Below are 19,665 nucleotides of genomic sequence, written 5' to 3'. Positions count from 1 at the left end.
GCGTCTCAAATCCTGTAGTAGTCACGATACCAGGCGACAAAATCAGCAAGCCCGTCCTCGATCGAGGTCTGCGGCGTGAAGCCGGTGTCGCGCGTCAGTTCCGCGACATCGGCGAAGGTCTCGATCACGTCTCCGGGCTGCATCGGCAGCATCTCCTTGATCGCCGCGCGGCCCAGCGCCTGTTCCAGAACTGCTACCACATGCGTCAGCTCTTCCGGACGATTGTTGCCGACATTGTAAACTTTTGCTGGCGCCCCGGCGGCGTCGCCGGGTGCCTGGTCAACCAGCCGTAACACGGCGCGCGTCGCATCGTCGATATAGGTAAAGTCGCGCCGCATCCTGCCATGGTTAAATAGCCGGATCGGCGTGCCCTCCACGATTGCTTTGGTAAAGAGGAAAACCGCCATATCGGGCCGGCCCCACGACCCATAGATGGTAAAGAACCGCAAGCCCGTCACCGGAAGGCGATAGAGATGGCTGTAGGAATGCGCGATCAGCTCATTGGCCTTCTTGGTGGCGGCGTAGAGGCTGATCGGATGATCGGTCTTGTCGTCCACCGAAAACGGTAGTTTCGTATTGGCGCCGTACACCGACGAAGATGAGGCATAGACCAGATGGCCGCATCCATGATGCCGGCAACCTTCCAGCACATTAACGAAGCCCGTGAGGTTGGCATCGACATAGGCATGCGGATGATCGATCGAATGGCGCACGCCGGCCTGCGCTGCGAGGTGCACCACCCTTGCAAAGCGGTGTTCGGCGAAGAGGCGTTCGACTGAGGCCCGATCAGCGAGATCAATCTGCTCGAATGTAAAACCCTGCTCCCGGCGCAGAACGTCCAGCCGGGCCCGCTTCAGCGCCGGGTCGTAATAGTCGTTGAGATTGTCGAGCCCAACCACCATTCGTCCTTCGGCCAGCAGACGGCGCGCAACGTGGAAGCCGATGAAACCGGCTGCACCCGTGACCAATATGGATTGATCGGGCATCGTATCCTTGGAAGGCACCGCTCAAATGGCTGAATTTTCTGTCCCTGAGCCTCTTTACCTGCGTTGCCGGGGCCGCCGCAACACCTACCAGCCCCGCTATTGCCAGATCGGCCTGAAAACCATACCAAGGCGCCGAATTGCATCGCTTTTTGCACCCCCTTCTCAAACCCGGCACGGGCGAGATGCGCCGAATCCTGCTTACGACACTGAAGATACTGGTCTCGGCCGCGCTGCTGTATTTCTCGCTGCGCAAGATCGATCTCGCCGACCTCATCGCCCGCATCGACGTTTCCAGCCTCGGCTGGATCGGCATGGCGATCGCCGTGACGTTCCTGCAGATATTCATCGGCGTTCTGCGATGGCGCGAGATCGGCGTGGAATGCGGCGCGCCGCTGCCGACCAGGCAGGCGATGCGCTTCAACGTGATCGGGACCTTCTTCAACCAAACGCTGCCCTCCTCGATTGGCGGCGACGCGGTACGACTGTGGCTGGTTGCCCGTAACGGCGCCGGCTGGCGGGCCGCCACTTACTCGATCTTCGTCGACCGCGCCATCGGCCTGATCGCGCTCGCGGTCGTCATCGTCGCAAGCCTGCCCTGGAGCTACCGCCTGATCACCGATCCCCATGGCAGATCGGCATTGTTGTTTGTCGATTTCGCCGCGCTTGCCGGCGGCCTCGGATTTCTCCTGCTCGGCAGGCTGCAATGGCCATGGCTGAAGCATTGGTGGGGCACCCATCACATCCACGCCTGTTCGGCGATCGCCAATCGCGTGCTGTTCGGCCGCACGCACGGCCCGAAAGTTGCGGTGCTGTCGTTGCTGGTGCATGTGCTCGCGGTCGTCATCGCCTGGTGTGTGGTGCAGTCGATCGCAGCCCCCGTTATGTTCGGCCAGATCTTCCAGCTCGTTCCACCCGTCATGCTGATCACCATGCTGCCGATCTCGATTGCCGGCTGGGGCGTCCGCGAGGCCACCATGGGGCTGGCGTTCGGTTATGCCGGCCTCATGGCCAACGAGGGCGTCAACATCTCTCTGCTCTATGGTGCGGTATCCTTCATCGTCGGCGCGATCGGCGGGCTGGTCTGGATCTTCAGCGCCGAGAAAGCCGCGCAGGGCACGGTGCCCATCGGGGTTTCCAAATAATTTTCGAGTAACTTCCGCGCGGGTAGGATGGCCAATTCGCAACTATTGCTGTCGTTTGCCGCAGCAGTGCCGGGGGCGTTGTTGTCGGGCGTTCTGACCTGGGCGATCCGGCCGCTACTCGTGCGCATAGCGCTGGCCAAACCGAATGCACGCTCTTCCCACCGGATTCCGACGCCGCAGGGCGGCGGGATCGCGGTGATCGCGGCCACTCTGATCGCGGCCATCGCCGTCATCGCCTTTGCCGGCACGGCGGAGATGAAAGTCCCCGTAGCCGTATTCGGCGCGACGCTGTTCATCGCGGTCGTAGGTTTTGGCGATGATCTCGATTCGATTCCCGTGATGCCGCGGCTATTGCTGCAGGGACTCGCCGTCGCGGCGGTGATCTTGGCCGCGCCCGAAAACGTGAGGATCGTTCCGGCCTGCCCGCTCTGGCTCGAGCGCGGCTTGCTGTTCCTCGCAGGCCTGTGGTTCGTAAACCTCGTCAATTTCATGGACGGGCTGGACCTGATGACGGTCGCCGAGATCGTCCCGATCACCGGCGCGCTCGTCCTTGTTGGCTGGCTCGGCGGGCTTCCGGCGTCGACGATGGTCGCCGCCGCGGCGCTGTTCGGGGCGATGCTCGGATTTGCCCCGTTCAACCGGCCGGTGGCGAAAATCTTTCTCGGCGACGTCGGCAGCCTGCCGATCGGCATCTTGGCCGGCTGGTGTCTCTTGCAACTAGCCTGGCACCAGCAGGTGGCAGCGGCGCTACTGTTGCCGCTTTATTATCTCTCCGACGCGACCGTCACGCTGCTGCGGCGCGTCGTGCGACGCGAGCCGTTCTGGGCGGCGCATCGCACCCACTTCTATCAACGCGCCACCGACAACGGCTTTTCGGTTTCGCGCGTGGTGGGCGAGGTATTCGCGCTCAATATTCTGCTGGCCGCATTGGCGATCGCCTCGGTAATGACTTCATCGACGGCAACCGCAGTGCTGTTTTTCGCGATCGGCGGCATCGCCACGGCATTCCTGATGCACCGCTTCTCACGCCAGCGGCTGTCTTCCGGCTAGTCAGGCCCTTTTCGCGAAAGCTCGCGGATCAGCCCGCAATAGTCCGCCATAGCGATCTCAAAATCGAAGCGTTTGGAGATTTCGGCCGCACGTTCGGCTCGCTGCGGCTCCATGGAGCCGGCGGCACGACTGACAGTCCTCGCCAGTTCATCGGCTTTGCCGGGCTCCACTACCCAGCCGACTTCATGTTCGGTCACCGTCAGTGCCGCCTCGGCATCCGCTTCAGAAACCAGGATGACCGGCCGGCCAATCGCCAGCAGATTGTAGAACCGGCTGGGCACCGATACGCCGGCGACGTTCCTGCGGTAGGGAATGATCCAGACGTCCGCCGCCGAAAGGAACGCCTCCAATTGTTCATCCTCGACGCGGTCGACCAGCGTAACGTTCGGGAGCTTTGCCTCGGCCAGCATGGCCTTCAACTGGTCGAACCCGATACCCCAGCCCGACAGCAGGAAATGGATATCCTTGTCGTCGCGCAGCAGGCGCGCCGCCTCGAATACAATAACGGGATCGTGGGTAAAGCCGAGATTGCCGGATAGCCCGACAACGAAGCGGGCGGAAAGCGATCGGCGGTAGGGATTGTCGGGGTCGATCGCGCGAACGCCGCGCCGAAGCGTCGCCCAGTTCGGAATGAAACGGATCTTGTCGCGGGACATTCCGCGATAGCGCAGCAGCAGTTTCTCGGTGTCGCGGCCGATGATGACGACAGCATCGAGCGCGCGAAACATCGGCGCGTTCAAGGCGCGCATCGTTTTCGCCACGATCGACTGCGGCTTCAGCAGGCCAGCCATGACGAGGACGTCGGGATAGAGATCGTGCATGATCAGCACGGATCGCGCGCCCTTCAACTTCGCCGCAGCGGCAAAAGCATAAGGCAGCATGAAGGGCGCCGGTACGGTCAGCGTGACGTCGCCGCGCCGCAACCTCGCCAGTAGCACAAAAAACATCCGAACCGTGAACAGCAATTCGGCCATGGCGCGCTTTCCCAGCGCGCTCTTGCCTGGCATCCAGTTCTTGACCTCGACGATCTCAGGCTTGCCGGCTTGCACCGGTATCGCGGAGCCCGTTGTTCCCGACAGCACCAGCACGTCGGCCTCGCGCGCCACGCGATCGGAAATCGCGGCCATGATCGCCGCCGTCGTGCTCGGATCGGGCGGATAATGCTGGCTGACGATGACGACTTTTCCGGGCTTCTGCATCATGGCTTCCGAAGGGCAACGAATGGCCGCAGGGACGGACCGGGCGAGGCAGGAAAAATCAGGCGGCGTTCGATCCGAATTCCGGCACGGCATCCTTGAGCACCGCGCGGATGGTGGAGCGGTCATCCCGCGCGATTGCATCCTCCAGGGCCGCGAGCCATTTGCGCAAGGTCTGCATCGGCGGTTCGTTCGGCTTGGCCGCCATGATGCCGGCGACGCCGATCTCCACCGGCGGCTCCTCGCTGGCGAACAGTATCTCGTTGAGCCGCTCGCCCGGCCGCATGCCGGTGAACACCACCTCGATGTCGATACCGGGTTCGAGGCCGGACAAGCGGATCATCCGCTCGGCCAGCTCCACGATCTTGACCGGCTGTCCCATGTTCAGAACATAGACGGAAACATCGGGCCGCGCCGGCGTCAGCGCGTGCGTCGCTGCGGTCAGCACGAGATCGCATGCTTCGCGGATCGTCATGAAGTACCGGACCATATCCGGATGCGTCACCGTGACAGGGCCGCCGGCCTCGATCTGCGCCTTGAATTTCGGCACCACCGATCCGTTCGAGGCCAGCACGTTGCCGAACCGCACCGAGATCAGCCTCATGTGCGGCTTGCCCTCGGATTGCATCATCAGGTCATGGTCGAGCGCCTGGCAATACATTTCGGCAAAGCGCTTGGTCAGGCCGAGCATCGAGACCGGCTCGATCGCCTTGTCGGTCGAGATCATCACCATGGCTTCGGCCCCCGCCGCCTGCGCGGCGTCGGCGACATTGACCGATCCGAAGATGTTGGTCTTGACGCCCTCGCTCCAATCGCGCTCGAGGATCGGCACGTGCTTCAGCGCCGCGGCATGGAACACGATATCGGGCTTGAACTCTCGCATCAGGCTCATGATCCGGTCACGGTCGCGGATGTCAGCGATCCGGCCTTCGATGACGGCATTGGCCGCGCGCGCCGTCAGCGCTTCCGTGACCGCGTAAAGCGCCGGTTCCGAATGCTCGACCACCAATAGCCGCGCCGCGCCGAAGGTCGCGACGCGGTCGCAAATCTCCGAACCGATCGAGCCGCCGCCGCCGGTGACGATCACCGCCTTGCCCTTCACCAGCGCCTCGAGCCGCGCGTAATCGATCTTCTCGCTCGGCCGCAGCAAGAGGTCTTCGACCGCGACATTGGTCAGCCTTGGCACGTCGCCACTTTCGAGCGACGGCAGCCGGCTGACGAACAGTCCGAGCCGCTTGGCGCGCATCAAGACCGCCTCGGGATGCGCCTCGGGTTCGAACGCCGACGGCGTCATGACGGCCCGCAAAATCGGCTTTCCCCGGCCGGCATAATCGCGGACCACGTCCTCGACATCGTCGATGCCGCCGAGCACCGGCACGTTACGGATCGACTGCCCGCGATCCGCGGCCGATGGCGACAGCACGCCGACCGGCCAAAGCTGCTTGACGGCGCCACTCTCGATCGCACGCAACAGCACCTCGGCGTCGGCGGCGCGGCCGATCAACAGTGTCGCCGACGCGCCTTCGGTCCGGGCATGGCGGCGAACGCGCGTGTAACGGAAATAGCGATAGCCGAAACGGAGCGCGCTCAGCGCGAACACCTGGAGGAACCAGTAGAGCACGATGGTGATACGGCCGAACAGCACCGGCGCCTTGCCGTTTGATGCGCCGAAAATGAAGGCATAGTCCAGCACCACGAGCGCTACCGCCAGAATGGTCGCCACGCGCAGGATGTTCAGCGCATCGGGCAGCGAAATGAAACGCCATTTCGTCGTCGTCAGATTGAAGACGTAGCAGATAACGATGCTGAAGGCGACGAAGAGCGGCAGAATACGCAGCAATAACGGCAGGCGGGCATAGAAGGCCTCGCCTCCCTCGAAGCGCAGGTAGAAGCTTGCGAGCAGCGCAAGCGCGGTCGCCAACGCATCATGCGCTGCGATCAGGTAATTGCGACGGGTCAGTTGCGAAAGAGGCGTCATTCCAATGGCCGGCTGCGGAAACGAGGGGGATTCGCAGGGCGTCCCTCGCCCGCTGATATCTTATCTGCGGCGTGCATGCCAGCGATCATGGCCGGACTGTTCCGGAAGATTCGGCCGCCTCGGATCTGGCGCGCAGCACCATGCCTCCTGCTACTCCGACGCCCAGCACGTACATCCAGCCCTCGTGAAAATCGAACAGGTGCGAGTTGAACAGCGAACTGAACACGTTCTGCAGCACCACCATCAGCCCGATCCAGGCAGCCAGCCCCTCGCCGCGAAACAGCGAGAAATGAAAAAACCACATTGCGTACAAGATCACGACCCCGATCGTGCCCCACTGGACCGCGACGTTGAGGGTCTGGTTATGCGGGTTCCCGATCACCTGCCCCTGCGCCAACACCGCAGGCCCGGTCGCCGCCGCCTCGAATAATCCTCGTGTTGATCCCGTGCCGTGACCGATGACAGGCGCCTCGGCGAAGAACCGCAGAGACTTCTCCCAGAATTCGAGCCGCAGCCCGATCGATGTCGGCTGATTGCGTTCCTTATAGATCCGGTAGTCCCGTGCAAACTTGTCCGTGGTCGCCTGCAGTTGAGGCGATGCCGTCCAGGCCAGCGCGCTGAGCACGACGGCTGCAACGAACAGGAGCGCGTTGGTTCGCCATCTCAGATGCGCCATCGCGAACACGGCGAGCATCACCGGCAGCGTGACCAATGCTGTGCGCGACACGACGACGAATGCCATGTTGAGAATAAAATTCGTCGCCACAGCCGTCAGCAGCAATGCCTGTCGGACTTTCCCGTCTCGCAGCAACGTGATGATGGGGAAGGCCAAAACCACCGCGCATAACACGAATTCTTGGCTCTGCGCGATATAGTTCTTGACGAAGATGCCGTGCCCGCCCGGCTCGTCGGGAGCCTTCAGCGAAAGGCTGGGGTCAATCGCGACGATCCAGGACATGGCTGTCAGCAGCGTGCAGGACGCCAGGAATGCAACGAATACCCACATGCCGCGCGTCGAGCGTTCGAAATGATAGAACAGGAACGGAAGAACGAGCAGCTTCGTCGCAGGGCTGAGTGCATAAAGCCGTGCGCCCCAGGATGCGTCCGACCACAGCGTTCCGAGCGCGGCAAGCGCAACCAGCGCGATCGGCAGCGCGCTGATCGGCCGCTGCAACGAACGCAGAAATGGGCGCAATTCGAGAGTCGCCGCCAGAGCGGTCAGCCAGACCAACATGCCGATACCCACGCCGCTGGTCGACCATGGCAGCAACACCGCCACCAGGACCGCGATGAGATCGACGTTGAGCATGCGCGCGAACGGATCGTGCCGGGCCGACGTCATGACCGACAACATCGAGCCGATTGAATTGATCTCCCAGCGCTGATCCATTCCCATCACGAACCTGCCCGTTCCGCGCGCGCGTCGGGTTGCTTGGCCCCCAACATCATGCCGCCGGCAACCCCGACACCGAGCACATACATCCATCCTTCGTGAAAGTCGAAGATGTGCGAGTTGAACAGCGAGGTGAAGACATTCTGGACGACGACCAGCAATCCGATCCAGGAAACGAAATCGTCGCCGCGGAATAGCAAGAGATGCACCAGCCACATCGCATACAACAGGATTACCCCGACGGCTCCCCACTGGACCGCAACGGCGAGTGTCTGGTTGTGGGGATTGCCGATGACCTTGGCGGTGGCACGATCATCCTCGCCGGTCGCCGCATGCTGGAATAGACCGAGCGTGGAGCCCGTCCCGTTGCCGATGACCGGCGCCTCGGCAAAGAAGCGCAGCGATTTGCGCCAGTATTCCAGCCGCAGCCCTACCGACGTCGGCAGGTTTTCGTTCTTGTAGCGGTAATAGTCGCTGACAAAGGCGTCCGTGGTCCGCTGCAACGGCGGTGATGTCGCGAAGGCCAATCCCGCCACGACGGCCAATCCGCCGAACATCAGCAGGCTGGTTCGCCACTTCAGGTGAAGCAGCGCAAATACCGCGAGCATGATCGGGATCGTGACCATTGCCGTCCTTGAGACGATGACAAACGCCATGTTGACGATGAAGCCGAGCGAGATCGCGCCCAGCAGCAGCGCCTGCCAGATTCGGTTCATCCGCAGCAGACGGATGATCGGATACGCCAGCGCCACCGCGCATAGCGCGAACTCCTGGCTCTGGGCGATATAGTTCTTGACGAAGATGCCGCGCCCTCCCGGTTCGTCGGGGGCCTTCAGCGAAAGGCTCGGATCGATCGCCACCAGCCACGATACGACCATCAGCAGGGCGCAGGACACCAGGAATGCGACGAAGACCCACAGCCCGCGCGACGAGCGCTCGAAATGATAGAACAGCGCTGGCAGCACCAGGAGCTTGAGAGTGGGACCGACGGCGTAAAGCCGCATGCCCCACGCCGCATCCGACCAGAGCGTGCCGACGGCTGCGAGGCCGGCCAGCGCAAGCGGCAGATAGCAGATTGGTTGCTTCAGCAATCGCCCGTAGGCTCGCCAGTCCATCACCCATGCCACGGCGCCGAGCCAGCAGGGCACGAAGATCGCCACCAGCGACGTCGACCACGGCAGCGTGAGCGCGGCCAGAATGGCGAAGACGTCCGCGATCGTCGTCCACAGCGCCCGGTCGCGCCAGTACCGGCGCACCAGGGAAATTTGTGGAACCGCAGCACTCAGGCTCACGCCCTGCCTCCGCGCGCGCGCCCGACGAGCGACGTCGTGCTGTGGCCCGGCAGGATGTCCACGAGCACGACCTCGCCGCCGGTAGCCTCGACGATCTCGTGGCCGACGACCTGCTCGCGGGTGTAATCGCCGCCCTTGACCAGCACGCTCGGCCTCACCCGCGTGATCAGGTCGATCGGCGTGTCTTCCGCAAAGATCGCGACGAGATCAACCGCCTCCAGCGCCGCCAGCACTTCGGCGCGCGCCCGCTCATCCTGCACCGGGCGTCCCTCGCCCTTCAATCGTTTCACCGAGGCATCGCTGTTGAGGCCGATGATCAGGCGGTCGCAGGCGCCGCGCGCGGCCGTCAGCACCTTGACGTGGCCCGGATGCAAAATATCGAAGCAGCCATTGGTGAAGCCGATGCGCAGTCCCTGCCTGCGCCACTCCGCCAGATGCACGGCGAGATCGCCGCCTGCCGGCACGATCTTCTCTTCGGCCGCCAGCGATGCATGCGGCAGGATTTTCCGCCGCAGCTCCGCGGGCGTGACGGTAGCAGTGCCCTTCTTACCGACCGCTACCGCGGCCGCGGCATTGGCCATCCGTAGCGCCGTCTCCCAATCGGCTTGAGTGGCAAGCGTCAGCGCCAGAACCGCGGCAACGGTGTCGCCCGCGCCCGAGACATCGCGGACCTTGACCGGCAGCGCCGGCACATGGATCGCTGCGCCGCCGCGAACCACCAGCGTCATGCCGTGCTCGCTTTGCGTCACCAGCATGGCCTCGCAGTCGGCAAGGTACATCGCGTCCTGCGCCGCCTCGGCAATGTTCTGGTCGGTGTCGGCGCGGCTGCGGGTAGCTTCGGCAAACTCCTTCCGGTTGGGAGTCAGCAGCGTGGCGCCGCGATAGATCGCAAAATTGGCGCTCTTGGGATCGACGATCACGCGCTTGCCGAGCTTCTTGGTAGCGTCGATGATGTTGCGGATGACGCGCGCCGTCAGCACGCCCTTGGCATAGTCGGACAGCAGCACGATATCGGCGCGGGACACAAGCGGCAGAATTGCATCGATCAGCCGCTGCTCGACGTTCGCCGGAGCCGGCACAGCCAGCTCCCAATCCGCGCGCAGCATGTGGGTGGAAAAATGCTCGGAGACGAAGCGCACCTTGCGCGTGGTGGGGCGGGAGGAATCGGAGACCAGTACGGCCTCAATCAGGTTCTCCCGCGCCAGATCGGCCTTCAGCTTCTCACCCGCCTCGTCCTCGCCGATAAGACCTGCAAAGATGCAGCGCGCACCGAGAGAGGCGATGTTGCGGGCGACGTTGCCGGCGCCGCCGATGTTGGTTTCACTGCGCTGGACGGCAATGACAGGCGCCGGCGCCTCCGGCGAAACACGGGATACCTCGCCATAAACGAACTCGTCGAGCATGAGGTCACCGACGCAGAGCACGGTCTGATTTGGGATCGCCTGGCTCAGGGCTTCAAAATCGAACATCTGTCTAGTGCTCATCAGCGAAAGCGATCGGGACGATCGAGAAAAACCTTCACGTAGGTCTCGACCGCATCTTCCAGCGCGGTGAAGCCGCCGTTATAGCCCGCCTGCCGGAGGCGCTCGACCTTGCTCTCGGTGAAATATTGGTAGGCGCCGCGGATCTGCTCGGGCATGTCGACATATTCGATATTCGGCGGCAGGCCGAGCGCCGTGTAAGCCGACAGGATCAGGTCCTTGAAGCTGCGCGCCTTGCCGGTGCCGACATTGAAGAGACCGCTGATCGAGGGCGTCGCGAGCAGCCACATCACGACACGGACGACGTCGTCCACATAGATGAAGTCGCGCCGCTGGTCGCCGTCGGCGATCCCATCGCGATGCGACTTGAACAATTGCACGACGCGCCCGGCCTTGATGTCGTCGAAGCGGCGCGCCAGCACGCTCATCATCGTGCCTTTGTGATATTCGTTCGGGCCGAACACGTTGAAGAATTTCAAGCCCACGCATTGCGGCGGCAGCTTCTCGCCGCGCGCGGCGCGCTCGGCGACGGCCAAATCGAACAAGTTCTTGCTCCAGCCGTAGAGGTTCATCGGCCTCAGTTGCTTCAGCGCCGCGACCGAGCCGTCGTCGTCAAAGCCCCGCTCGCCGTCGCCATAGGTCGCAGCCGAGGAGGCGTAGATCAGCGGGGTCACGGTCGCGCTGCACCAATCGAGCAGCCGCAGCGGCGTCTTGAAATTGGCTTCCATGACGAGATCGCCGTCGGTCGCGGTGGTCGAGGAGATCGCACCGAGATGGATGACGGCATCAAGCCGGCGGCCCTGCAGCCATCCGATCAGCTCGGCTGGCGGCACGAAATCGGCGAGCTGACGCTTGGCCAGGTTCCGCCACTTGCCGTCAGACCCAAGGATATCGCAGACCGCGACGTCGCGGCGGCCCGCGTCATTCAACGCCGCCACGACGTTCGATCCGATAAAACCGGCGCCCCCGGTCACCAGCAACATGCCGTCCCCTGCCATGATTGTTCGGGCGAAAGCTTTGCCTCACTCCCGCGCGGCAGGCAACTTCGCTTCTCGGGCCGAAGAACTGATCGACTGGCTTTACGTGTTGATGCGGAGCGGTTACCGACGGGGCCGCAACCAGTTAGCGCCGACACGATCAAGATATGAATTTAAGTTCATCAGACAGGATCGAAATGGAGGATGCCGCCGATACCAGGCCCATCCTTATCGTTCCCTATATGTGGATCGGCGACTTCGTCCGTGGCCACACCGTGGTGCGAGTATTGAAGCAGCGCTGGCCGAATCGCCCCGTGGACCTGCTGGTCACTTCCCTCTGCGGTCCGCTGGTCGATTACATGCCTGGCGTCCGCGCCGGGATCGTCTGGGACCTGCCCCGCAGCCGGCTTGCTCTGGCCAAGCAGAGGGGGCTGGCAGCCGAACTGCGCGCCCGCGACTATGGAACCGCCCTTGTCCTGCCCCGCACCTGGAAGGCGGCGATTGCGCCGGCGCTGGCCGGGATCCCCGAGCGCGTCGGCTTTTTCGGCGAGGCGAGATTTGGGCTGATCAACCGGATGCGCTGGGGCGAAAAGGCCCTGCCCCGCTTTATCGACAAGAATGCCGCGCTGGCGCTGCCTGACGGCGCACCGCTGCCGCCCGAATGGCCGGTGCCGCAGCTCGTGGTTCCACTTGCGGAAACCGCCCGCTGGCGACGGGCCAACGGGCTCGGATCGGGGCCTGCGGTAGCGCTCGGCCCGGGCTCCGTCGGCGCCTCAAAACGATGGACCTATTATCCGGAAGCCGCGCGGCTCCTGATCGAGCGCGGTCTCGACGTCTGGGTGGTCGGCGGTCCTGGCGAAAAGGCGCTGGCGCAGGAAATCGTCGCCGCCACCGAGGGTAAGGCCCGCGACCTCACCGGGACTGACTTGCGTAACGGCATTCTGGCGATGGCGGCGGCGAGCGTCGCGATCTCGAACGACTCCGGCCTGATGCACATTGCGGCTGCGATCGGCACGCCGACCATGGGCATTTTCGGCCCCACCAGCCCCTATCTCTGGGCGCCCCTGAACGACCTTGCCGCGACCGTGCTGCAGACCAAATCGAAGCTACCCTGCCAGCCCTGCCAGCGCACCGTCTGCACCATGAACGACCATCGATGCATGCGCGACATTACGGCGTCCGAAGTGGCCGACATCGCGCAGCGCGTGATGACTCAATCCAGCGTGCGATAAATTGCGGCGATCGCATTCGCCTCCGCCTCAAGGCTGAACTTTTCCAGCACGCGCTCGCGCCCCCGCTCGCCCATCGCATTCGCAGATGCCGGATCGCTCATCAAGGGCTCGAGCGCCGCGACCAGCGCATCGGCATCGCCCGGCGGCGTCAGTACGCCGGTCACGCCATCCTCGACCACAAATTCCGCTGCGCCCGCGCGCGCCGCCACCAGCGCCGCACCTGAGGACATCGCCTCGATCAGCGTCAGGCCAAAGCCTTCGTTGCGCGAGGTGAAGGCGTAGATCGTCAGCCGCTGATACCAGCGCTGCACCTCCTCGATCGCAAGCTCGCCCGTGATCACGATGCGCGATTGCAGCCCGGCGGCTTCGATCTGCCGTTTCAAGCCTTCGGCAAAGCCCTGCTGCTCCGGCACGACCGCACCGACGACAATGGCGGTGAAATCAGGGTAGCGCGGCAGCAACCGGCACATCGCCTCGACGAAGATATCCGTGCCCTTTTGCGCGCGCACGCGGCCGAAGCAGCCGATGGCGTAACGTCCCGGCAGGTTCGCTTCGGCAAATACCGCCGCGCGGTCGGCCGGCGGCGCATAGCGATCGGTATCGACGCCGTGCATCACGACCGTTGCATTGCGCTTGAGAAACGACGCCGACAGTTCGGAGGTTGCGATCACGGCATCCACCTGCCGGATCAGCCATCGCGTCAGCCAGGTGTGATGCCGCTGCGCTGCCGAGGTGAAGACGAGCTTCAGCGGCCAGCCGAGCGCACGTAGCAAGACGCCGACAATCATCTCGTCGTTACGTCGCGCGTGCCAGATCAGCGGCGTGCGCCGCCACCGCAGTTTCAAAAGATCCGTAAAACCCATCCGCGCGATCCCGTCGGGGACGTGCGGTCCGAGCCATGCCGCGCGGTACATCTGCGCGAGTCTTGGCGCCACCATCCGGTTGGTCGCCGTAACGCCCGAATAGCGCCTGTGCAGATTCGGCACGATCAGCTGCAGATCACTGGCCAAATTATTCTCGATCGGCACGTCCGGCTCCGTTTCGGCCAGTTCCTATACGCAACATTAAGCATAGTGGCCAGTTCGCTAGCGCCGAAACCCACTCTTCACCGCAGCCCGGCTAGCATCGCCCCCAACAAATCGGAAGAGGTGGCCTATGACCGTGCTCGTCACCGGTGGCGCCGGCTATATCGGAAGCCATACGGTTCATGCGCTGGTGGATGCCGGCGAAAACGTCGTCGTGATCGACAACCTGTCCACCGGATTTTCCTCCTCGCTGCCCCGCTCCGTGCCGCTGTTTATCGGCGACGCCGGCGACGAAAACCTCATTGAGAGCGTGATCGCCCAGCACCGCGTCGAGAGCATCATTCATTTCGCAGGCTCCGTTGTGGTGCCGGATTCGATGCGCGATCCGCTCGGCTACTACCGCAACAACACCATGGCGACCCGAAGCCTCTTGAATTCAGCGGTCAAGGGCGGCGTCAGCCGCTTCATCTTTTCGTCAACGGCTGCCGTCTACGGCAATCCCGACCAGGTGCCGGTGCCGGAACATGCGCCGACGCGGCCGATGTCGCCTTACGGCTCCTCCAAGCTGATGACCGAAATCATGCTGCATGACACTGCCAGTGCACACGACATGAAGTACGTCGTGTTGCGCTATTTCAACGTCGCCGGCGCCGATCCGAACGGCCGCTGCGGCCTCTCAACCATCGGCGCGACGCATCTGCTCAAGATCGCGGTAGAGGCCGCCACCGGACAGCGCGCCAAGGTCGAAGTGTACGGAACCGACTATCCGACGCCGGATGGAAGCTGTATCCGCGACTTCATCCATGTCAGCGATCTCGCGCAGGCCCATCACGCCGCGGTGTCATACCTGCGCGGCGGTGGAAGTCCGATCACACTGAACTGCGGCTACGGCCGCGGCTACTCGGTGCTCGAAACGATCGAGGCCGTGCGGCGCGTTTCCATGCGCAATTTCGCGGTTCAATATGCGTCGCGCCGTCCCGGCGATATCATGACCATGGTCGCCGATACCAGCCGCATCCGCTCCGTGCTGGACTGGACGCCGCAATACGATAATCTTGAAACCATTGCCGGCCACGCGCTGACCTGGGAAAAGAAACTGTTCAGCGAGCGCGGCGGCCTTCCGCAGCGCGCGGAATCGGCCTGAAATCAAGCGCTTATTTGGCTTGAAAAAGCCCCTCTAAGCAGGCAAGGAGGCATCGCAGCAGCCCTGACGCGCCGGGCTATCCAGGCGCCGTCAATGGAACGCGGATGGCCGAACTTTCAAACAAACCGACAAGAAAAATCACCGACGATCCCTATGGCGCGGCGATCCTGATTCGCCGCCTGGTCATGGAACAGGGGGTCGTCTACTGGCGGCGCTATTTGCTGGCGTTCGCGCTGATGGGTCTCGCGGCTGGAGCTACCGCCGGTTCAGCCTACATCCTGGGCCAGGTGATCAACCAGGCCTATGTCGATAAGAACGTGCTCGGCATCGCGCTGCTGTCGGGCGTCACGGTGATCCTGCTGTTCATCAAGGGAGTGGCGACCTACGGCCATTCCGTGATCCTGTCGAAGATCGGCAACGCCATCCTCGCCAACAACCAACGGCGGCTGTTCAGCAAGCTGATGAACGAAAGCATCGGATTCTATTCCGAGCGGCATTCGTCCGAATTCCTGGCGCGGCTGACATCGGGCGCGCGCTCGATTACCGAGGTGATGGAGCTTCTGATCAACGCGGTCGGACGCGACGTGCTGTTGCTGATTTCGCTGATCGCCGTGATGGTCGCGCAGGATCCCATCCTGTCGCTGATCGGCCTTCTGGTGGTGCCGCCGGCGATGCTGTTCCTGCGCAAGCTGGTGAAGCGCATCAAGGGCCTCGCACACAACCAGTTCACCGGCAGCGCCGACATCATGGAGACGATGCAGGAGTCGCTGCAGGGAATCCGCACGGTGAAGGCCTTCACGCTGGAACAAACCATGCAGCGGCAGATCGACGAGAACATCGCGATCGTCGAGCGCAACTCAAACAAGATGGCGCGGGTATCCAACCGCGCCAATCCGCTGATGGAGATGCTCGGCGGTTTTGCGGTGGCCGGTTGTCTGCTCTATGGCGGCTACAGCGTGGTGGCGCTCGGCGCCACACCGGGCCAGTTCTTTTCCTTCATGACCGCGTTTTTGCTGGCGACCGAACCCGCCAAGCGGCTGTCGCGACTCAACATCGACCTCAACAGCAAGCTCGTCGGCGCCAGGATGCTTCTGGAGATCGTCGATAGCCCGGCGAGCGAGCCGCCCGACAACGACAAGCCGGCGCTGAAACTCTCCGATGCACGCGTCGAATTTCGCGACGTCACTTTCTCCTACCGGTCAAACGAGCCAGTGCTACGACGCGTGAGCTTCGTTGCCGAACCCGGCAAGACCACCGCTTTGGTCGGTCCCTCCGGCGGCGGCAAGTCCACCGTGCTGGCCCTGCTGCTGCGGCTTTATGAAGTGGACGGCGGCGAAATCCTGATCGACGGCCAGGATATCTCGAGCGTGTCGCGGCAATCGCTGCGGCGGCAGACCGGCTATGTCGGGCAGGACGTTTACCTGTTCCGCGATACCATCGGCGCCAACATCGCCTTCGGCAAGGAAGGCGCCAGCCAGGACGAGATCGTGGCGGCCGCGAAGGCGGCCTGCGCTCACGATTTCATCATGGGCTTTCCACTCGGCTACGACACGCCCGTCGGCGAGCACGGCACGCAGCTCTCTGGCGGCCAACGCCAGCGCATCGCAGTCGCCCGGGCGCTGATCAAGAATGCACCGATCATCCTGCTGGATGAGGCTACCGCCGCGCTGGATTCGGAATCCGAAAAGGCGGTGCAGGAGGCGATCGAGCATCTCTGCCAGAACCGCACCACCATCGTGATCGCCCATCGCCTGCACACCATCATGCATGCGGATGCCATCCTCGTGGTCGAGGCCGGCGAGATTGTCGAGCGTGGCCAGCATGACGATTTGCTGCGGCGCGGCGGGCGCTATGCCTCCTTCTTCCGTCTGCAGCAGCGCGAAGCCGGTCCGCCCAGTCTGGCGCCGGTCAGCGCAACCGCGTAAAAGCTACCGCCGGATTTCCACCGTAACCCGAGACCCTTTTCATGACCGCAGCCTCCTACGTCATATCAGCAGCCCCGCAGCCCGCGCTTCCCGTTGTCGGCGAGACCGGCTCCTATCCGGTCCGCCGCATCTGGTGCGTCGGGCGCAACTATCTGGAGCACATCCGCGAGATGGGCAATGACGAGCGCGCGCCGCCGTTCTTCTTCGCTAAGCACGCCGACATGCTGGTGCCCGACGGCGCCACGATTCCCTATCCGCCGCTGACCAAGGACCTGCATCACGAAGTCGAACTGATCGTCGCGATGAAGAGCGGTGGCCTCAACATTCCGGCTGATAAGGCGCTCGACCATGTCTACGGCTACGCCGTCGGCATCGACCTCACCCGTCGCGACCTGCAGATCGCCTCGCGCAAGAAGGAACGGCCGTGGGAAGTCGGAAAATCCTTCGACTATTCCGCGCCCTGCTCGACGATCCAGCCGGCGTCGAAGATCGGCCATCCCGCCAAGGGCAAGATCTGGCTGACGGTCAATGGCAAGGAAACGCAGAAAGGCGATCTTACCGAACTGATCTGGAGCGTGCCCGAAATCATCTGGCAGCTCTCGCAGCAGGTGAAACTCGCCGCCGGCGACATCATCATGACCGGCACGCCGGCCGGCGTCTCGCAGCTCAATCCCGGCGACAAGATCGAGTGCGGCGTCGACGGCGTCGGCACGCTGAAGGTGAATATCGGCAAGCCGGAATAGGCCGACGATATTTTCGATAACCAAAAGCCCCGGATACGTCCGGAGCTTTTTTGTTGCAGGGAAGACCGGCTTGCCGCGGCCGCTATGGCGGCGGCGGATAGCGATCGAAGGTGGGCAGTTCGTGCGCGCGCTCCATCCAGCGAAGGCGCTCTGCGACCTGGATATGCATCATGGCCGTCACCGCGTCGGGATCATCGTAGGTCGCGCTCTGGATATCGATGATCCCGGGCAGCACGTTGGTATTGGTGTAGAAGAGACCAGTGCCACAGTTCGCGCAAAACTGTCGCCGGCCATGTTCCGATGATTCGTAGACTTTGGGCGTCCCCTTCGTCACCTTGAGCGCGTCTTCCGGGTACATCGTCCAGCCGACCATCGGCGCGCCGGCATGACGGCGGCAATCTGCACAATGGCACAACGCATGAACGATCGGTTTCCCCGCGATCTCGTAACGGATGGCGCCACAGTGACAGCCACCGGTGATGTTGCTCATGCTCGCCTCCAGAACTCCGTGCGTCGATCTAGTCGATGTAGGGCGGATTAGCCGAAGGCGTAATCCGCCGATACTCGTCGAGCGATGATACTGGCGGCGGATTACGCTTCGCTAATTCGCCCTACGGAGCACCCCGGTTAAGCCGACTTCCTGACCGCGTTGTCGACCAGCGTCTTGCCGAGTGACCAGATCGCCCCGGGCACCTTGTGGCTCGCGGCAATCACGTCGTCGAACGATTTTTCGATCCAGGTGCAATCTTCTTCCGTGATCACCAGCGGCGGCAGCAGCTTGATGGTGTGGCTGCCGTGGCCGGACACTTGCGTCAGGATCTTGTGGTCCTTGAACAGCGGCACGGTGATGAGCTGGCAGAACAGGCCTTTGTTCGCGGTCTCCAGCAGATTCCAGGAAGCCTTCAGCTTCAGCGATTTCGGCGGACCGAACTCGATGCCAATCATCAACCCCTTGCCCCGCACTTCCTTCAGCAATTCATAGCCGGGCACCATGCGGGTCAGCGCAAGGCGAAGCTCGGCGCCGCGCTTGGCGGCCTGCTCGACCAGCTTTTCCTGCTTGATCACGTCAAGCGTTGCGATGCCGGCAGCCATCGCCAGATCGTTCTTCGAAAAAGTCGAGCCGTGCACGACAGCGCGGTCCATCTGACTGAAGATCTTGTCGAAGATGGACTTGCGGGTCAGCAGCGCGCCGACTGGCACGTGACCGCCCGACAACGCCTTTGCCACGAGCACCATGTCGGGCTCGACATTCCAGTGCTCGACCGCGAGGAATTTTCCGGTACGGCCGATGCCGGTCTGGATTTCGTCGGCGATGAAGATCGTGCCGTATTTTTTGCACAGCGCGGCAGCGCCCGGCAAAAATTCATCGGTGGGCATATTGACGCCCTTGCCCTGAATCGGCTCGACGATGAAGGCCGCAACCTGGCGCGAGGACAATGCCTGCTCGAGCGCGGCGAGATCGTTGAAAGGAATCTGCGTGCATCCCGGCAGCAGCGGCTCGAATCCACTTCGGAAATTCGCATCGTCCATCAGCGACAGCGCGCCGTAGGACAGGCCGTGGAAGGAATGCGAGCAGGAGACGATGCCGGGGCGGCCGGTCGCACCACGCGCGAACTTGATCGCGGCCTCAACGGTCTCGGCGCCGGAATTGGCAAAGAACACCTTGTCCAGATATGGAACATGTTCGAGCAGGCGTTCCGCCAGTACACCCGCAAGCGTAGAGACGTCGAGTTGCACCAGATTAGGAAAATCGCTGTCAAGCACGCTTTTCAGTGCCTGACGCAGCGCCGGATGATTGCGGCCAATCGCAAAAACGCCAAATCCGCTGAGTAGATCGAGATAGCGGGCCCCGTCGCGATCGAACAGGTATTGACCTTGACCCTTCTGAAAGCCCACATCGTAGCCGATGGTCTTCAGCACCCGGACGAGCTGCTCGTTCAGATGGCGCGCATGCATGGAACTGCGCTGCGCCTGCCGCTCTACAAACAGCCCGGAAACGTCTAGATATGAATCTGGCATTGGCTACATACGTCGGTTGATGGCCGTTTCGTCAACTGAAAACGCTCAATGCGGCGTTTTGACCCCCGCTTTGGATCATCTA

At 62.9% G+C, this 19,665-nt stretch carries 16 protein-coding genes; 6 read left to right on the top strand and 10 right to left on the bottom strand.

The genetic code is table 11. The annotated features are described in order from the left end of the window. Positions 1-5: 5 nt before the first annotated feature. Positions 6-986, bottom strand: a complete 981-nt coding sequence (locus HCN58_RS16695; protein ID WP_171580494.1) for an NAD-dependent epimerase — start codon at positions 984-986, stop codon at positions 6-8. A 182-nt stretch (positions 987-1,168) separates the two neighbouring features. Between HCN58_RS16695 and HCN58_RS16690 the strand changes: the two genes are divergently transcribed. Together HCN58_RS16690 and HCN58_RS16685 are read left to right on the top strand one after the other, a co-directional pair. Further along, positions 1,169-2,128 (top strand): lysylphosphatidylglycerol synthase transmembrane domain-containing protein, encoded by a 960-nt coding sequence (locus HCN58_RS16690; RefSeq protein ID WP_171580493.1) that lies wholly within the window; start codon positions 1,169-1,171, stop codon positions 2,126-2,128. Between the two features lie 27 nt (positions 2,129-2,155). After that, positions 2,156-3,178 (top strand): MraY family glycosyltransferase, encoded by a 1,023-nt coding sequence (locus tag HCN58_RS16685; RefSeq protein WP_171580492.1) that lies wholly within the window; start codon positions 2,156-2,158, stop codon positions 3,176-3,178. On the opposite strand, the gene HCN58_RS16680 is transcribed toward HCN58_RS16685, so the two are convergent. The 6 genes from HCN58_RS16680 to rfaD form a co-directional block, all read right to left on the bottom strand. After that, positions 3,175-4,377 carry a glycosyltransferase family 4 protein gene (locus tag HCN58_RS16680; RefSeq protein ID WP_171580491.1) on the bottom strand — a complete coding sequence of 401 codons (1,203 nt, stop codon included), beginning with the start codon at positions 4,375-4,377 and terminating at the stop codon, positions 3,175-3,177. The genes HCN58_RS16685 and HCN58_RS16680 overlap by 4 nt on opposite strands. 58 nt (positions 4,378-4,435) lie before the next feature. Then, positions 4,436-6,352 (bottom strand): SDR family NAD(P)-dependent oxidoreductase, encoded by a 1,917-nt coding sequence (locus HCN58_RS16675; RefSeq protein ID WP_171580490.1) that lies wholly within the window; start codon positions 6,350-6,352, stop codon positions 4,436-4,438. Positions 6,353-6,437: 85 nt separating this feature from the next. Next, a complete protein-coding gene (locus HCN58_RS16670) occupies positions 6,438-7,706 on the bottom strand; it encodes an O-antigen ligase family protein (RefSeq protein ID WP_171580833.1) in 1,269 nt (422 codons plus the stop codon). Between the two features lie 41 nt (positions 7,707-7,747). After that, positions 7,748-9,037, bottom strand: coding sequence for an O-antigen ligase family protein (locus HCN58_RS16665; RefSeq protein ID WP_171580489.1), 1,290 nt, complete (start codon positions 9,035-9,037; stop codon positions 7,748-7,750). Beyond that, positions 9,034-10,506, bottom strand: coding sequence for a D-glycero-beta-D-manno-heptose-7-phosphate kinase (gene rfaE1 / locus HCN58_RS16660; RefSeq protein WP_171580488.1), 1,473 nt, complete (start codon positions 10,504-10,506; stop codon positions 9,034-9,036). Before rfaE1 ends, HCN58_RS16665 begins: the two co-directional genes overlap by 4 nt. A gap of 14 nt (positions 10,507-10,520) precedes the next feature. Continuing rightward, positions 10,521-11,501 (bottom strand): ADP-glyceromanno-heptose 6-epimerase, encoded by a 981-nt coding sequence (gene rfaD, locus HCN58_RS16655; RefSeq protein ID WP_171580487.1) that lies wholly within the window; start codon positions 11,499-11,501, stop codon positions 10,521-10,523. Positions 11,502-11,662: 161 nt separating this feature from the next. Between rfaD and waaF the strand changes: the two genes are divergently transcribed. Next, positions 11,663-12,727: a lipopolysaccharide heptosyltransferase II gene (gene waaF / locus HCN58_RS16650; RefSeq protein ID WP_171580486.1), complete on the top strand. Its 1,065-nt coding sequence runs from the start codon at positions 11,663-11,665 to the stop codon at positions 12,725-12,727. Here the strand turns inward: waaF and HCN58_RS16645 are convergent. Further along, positions 12,709-13,755 carry a glycosyltransferase family 4 protein gene (locus HCN58_RS16645; RefSeq protein ID WP_171580485.1) on the bottom strand — a complete coding sequence of 349 codons (1,047 nt, stop codon included), beginning with the start codon at positions 13,753-13,755 and terminating at the stop codon, positions 12,709-12,711. The genes waaF and HCN58_RS16645 overlap by 19 nt on opposite strands. Positions 13,756-13,882: 127 nt before the next feature. On the opposite strand from HCN58_RS16645, the gene galE reads away from it, so the two are divergent. The 3 genes from galE (at position 13,883) to HCN58_RS16630 (ending at position 17,564) form a co-directional block, all read left to right on the top strand. Then, a complete protein-coding gene (gene galE, locus HCN58_RS16640) occupies positions 13,883-14,896 on the top strand; it encodes a UDP-glucose 4-epimerase GalE (protein WP_171580484.1) in 1,014 nt (337 codons plus the stop codon). A gap of 104 nt (positions 14,897-15,000) precedes the next feature. Next, a complete protein-coding gene (locus HCN58_RS16635) occupies positions 15,001-16,821 on the top strand; it encodes an ABC transporter ATP-binding protein (protein ID WP_171580483.1) in 1,821 nt (606 codons plus the stop codon). A gap of 41 nt (positions 16,822-16,862) precedes the next feature. Beyond that, the gene (locus tag HCN58_RS16630) at positions 16,863-17,564 is read left to right on the top strand and encodes a fumarylacetoacetate hydrolase family protein (RefSeq protein WP_171580482.1); all 702 of its coding nucleotides are present in this window, start codon (positions 16,863-16,865) and stop codon (positions 17,562-17,564) included. Positions 17,565-17,646: 82 nt separating this feature from the next. Here HCN58_RS16630 and HCN58_RS16625 read toward each other — a convergent pair whose 3' ends face one another. Continuing rightward, positions 17,647-18,054 carry a GFA family protein gene (locus HCN58_RS16625; RefSeq protein ID WP_171580481.1) on the bottom strand — a complete coding sequence of 136 codons (408 nt, stop codon included), beginning with the start codon at positions 18,052-18,054 and terminating at the stop codon, positions 17,647-17,649. Between the two features lie 137 nt (positions 18,055-18,191). Further along, on the bottom strand, positions 18,192-19,583 hold the full coding sequence (gene hpnO / locus HCN58_RS16620; RefSeq protein ID WP_171580480.1) for an aminobacteriohopanetriol synthase HpnO: 1,392 nt from the start codon (positions 19,581-19,583) through the stop codon (positions 18,192-18,194). Positions 19,584-19,665 lie beyond the last annotated feature (82 nt).

It is taken from the genome of Bradyrhizobium australiense, from assembly GCF_013114825.1.
Lineage (GTDB): Bacteria > Pseudomonadota > Alphaproteobacteria > Rhizobiales > Xanthobacteraceae > Bradyrhizobium > Bradyrhizobium australiense.
This window is presented reverse-complemented; position numbering and strand designations above follow the sequence as displayed.

Bases quoted from the DNA above. Each gene is read 5' to 3' on its own strand.
- HCN58_RS16695 (WP_171580494.1), bottom strand. From the start codon at position 986: ATGCCCGATCAATCCATATTGGTCACGGGTGCAGCCGGTTTCATCGGC.
- HCN58_RS16690 (WP_171580493.1), top strand. From the start codon at position 1,169: ATGCGCCGAATCCTGCTTACGACACTGAAGATACTGGTCTCGGCCGCG.
- HCN58_RS16685 (WP_171580492.1), top strand. From the start codon at position 2,156: ATGGCCAATTCGCAACTATTGCTGTCGTTTGCCGCAGCAGTGCCGGGG.
- HCN58_RS16680 (WP_171580491.1), bottom strand. From the start codon at position 4,377: ATGCAGAAGCCCGGAAAAGTCGTCATCGTCAGCCAGCATTATCCGCCC.
- HCN58_RS16675 (WP_171580490.1), bottom strand. From the start codon at position 6,352: ATGACGCCTCTTTCGCAACTGACCCGTCGCAATTACCTGATCGCAGCG.
- HCN58_RS16670 (WP_171580833.1), bottom strand. From the start codon at position 7,706: ATGTTGTCGGTCATGACGTCGGCCCGGCACGATCCGTTCGCGCGCATG.
- rfaE1 (WP_171580488.1), bottom strand. From the start codon at position 10,506: ATGTTCGATTTTGAAGCCCTGAGCCAGGCGATCCCAAATCAGACCGTG.
- rfaD (WP_171580487.1), bottom strand. From the start codon at position 11,501: ATGTTGCTGGTGACCGGGGGCGCCGGTTTTATCGGATCGAACGTCGTG.
- waaF (WP_171580486.1), top strand. From the start codon at position 11,663: ATGAATTTAAGTTCATCAGACAGGATCGAAATGGAGGATGCCGCCGAT.
- galE (WP_171580484.1), top strand. From the start codon at position 13,883: ATGACCGTGCTCGTCACCGGTGGCGCCGGCTATATCGGAAGCCATACG.
- HCN58_RS16635 (WP_171580483.1), top strand. From the start codon at position 15,001: ATGGCCGAACTTTCAAACAAACCGACAAGAAAAATCACCGACGATCCC.
- HCN58_RS16630 (WP_171580482.1), top strand. From the start codon at position 16,863: ATGACCGCAGCCTCCTACGTCATATCAGCAGCCCCGCAGCCCGCGCTT.
- HCN58_RS16625 (WP_171580481.1), bottom strand. From the start codon at position 18,054: ATGAGCAACATCACCGGTGGCTGTCACTGTGGCGCCATCCGTTACGAG.
- hpnO (WP_171580480.1), bottom strand. From the start codon at position 19,583: ATGCCAGATTCATATCTAGACGTTTCCGGGCTGTTTGTAGAGCGGCAG.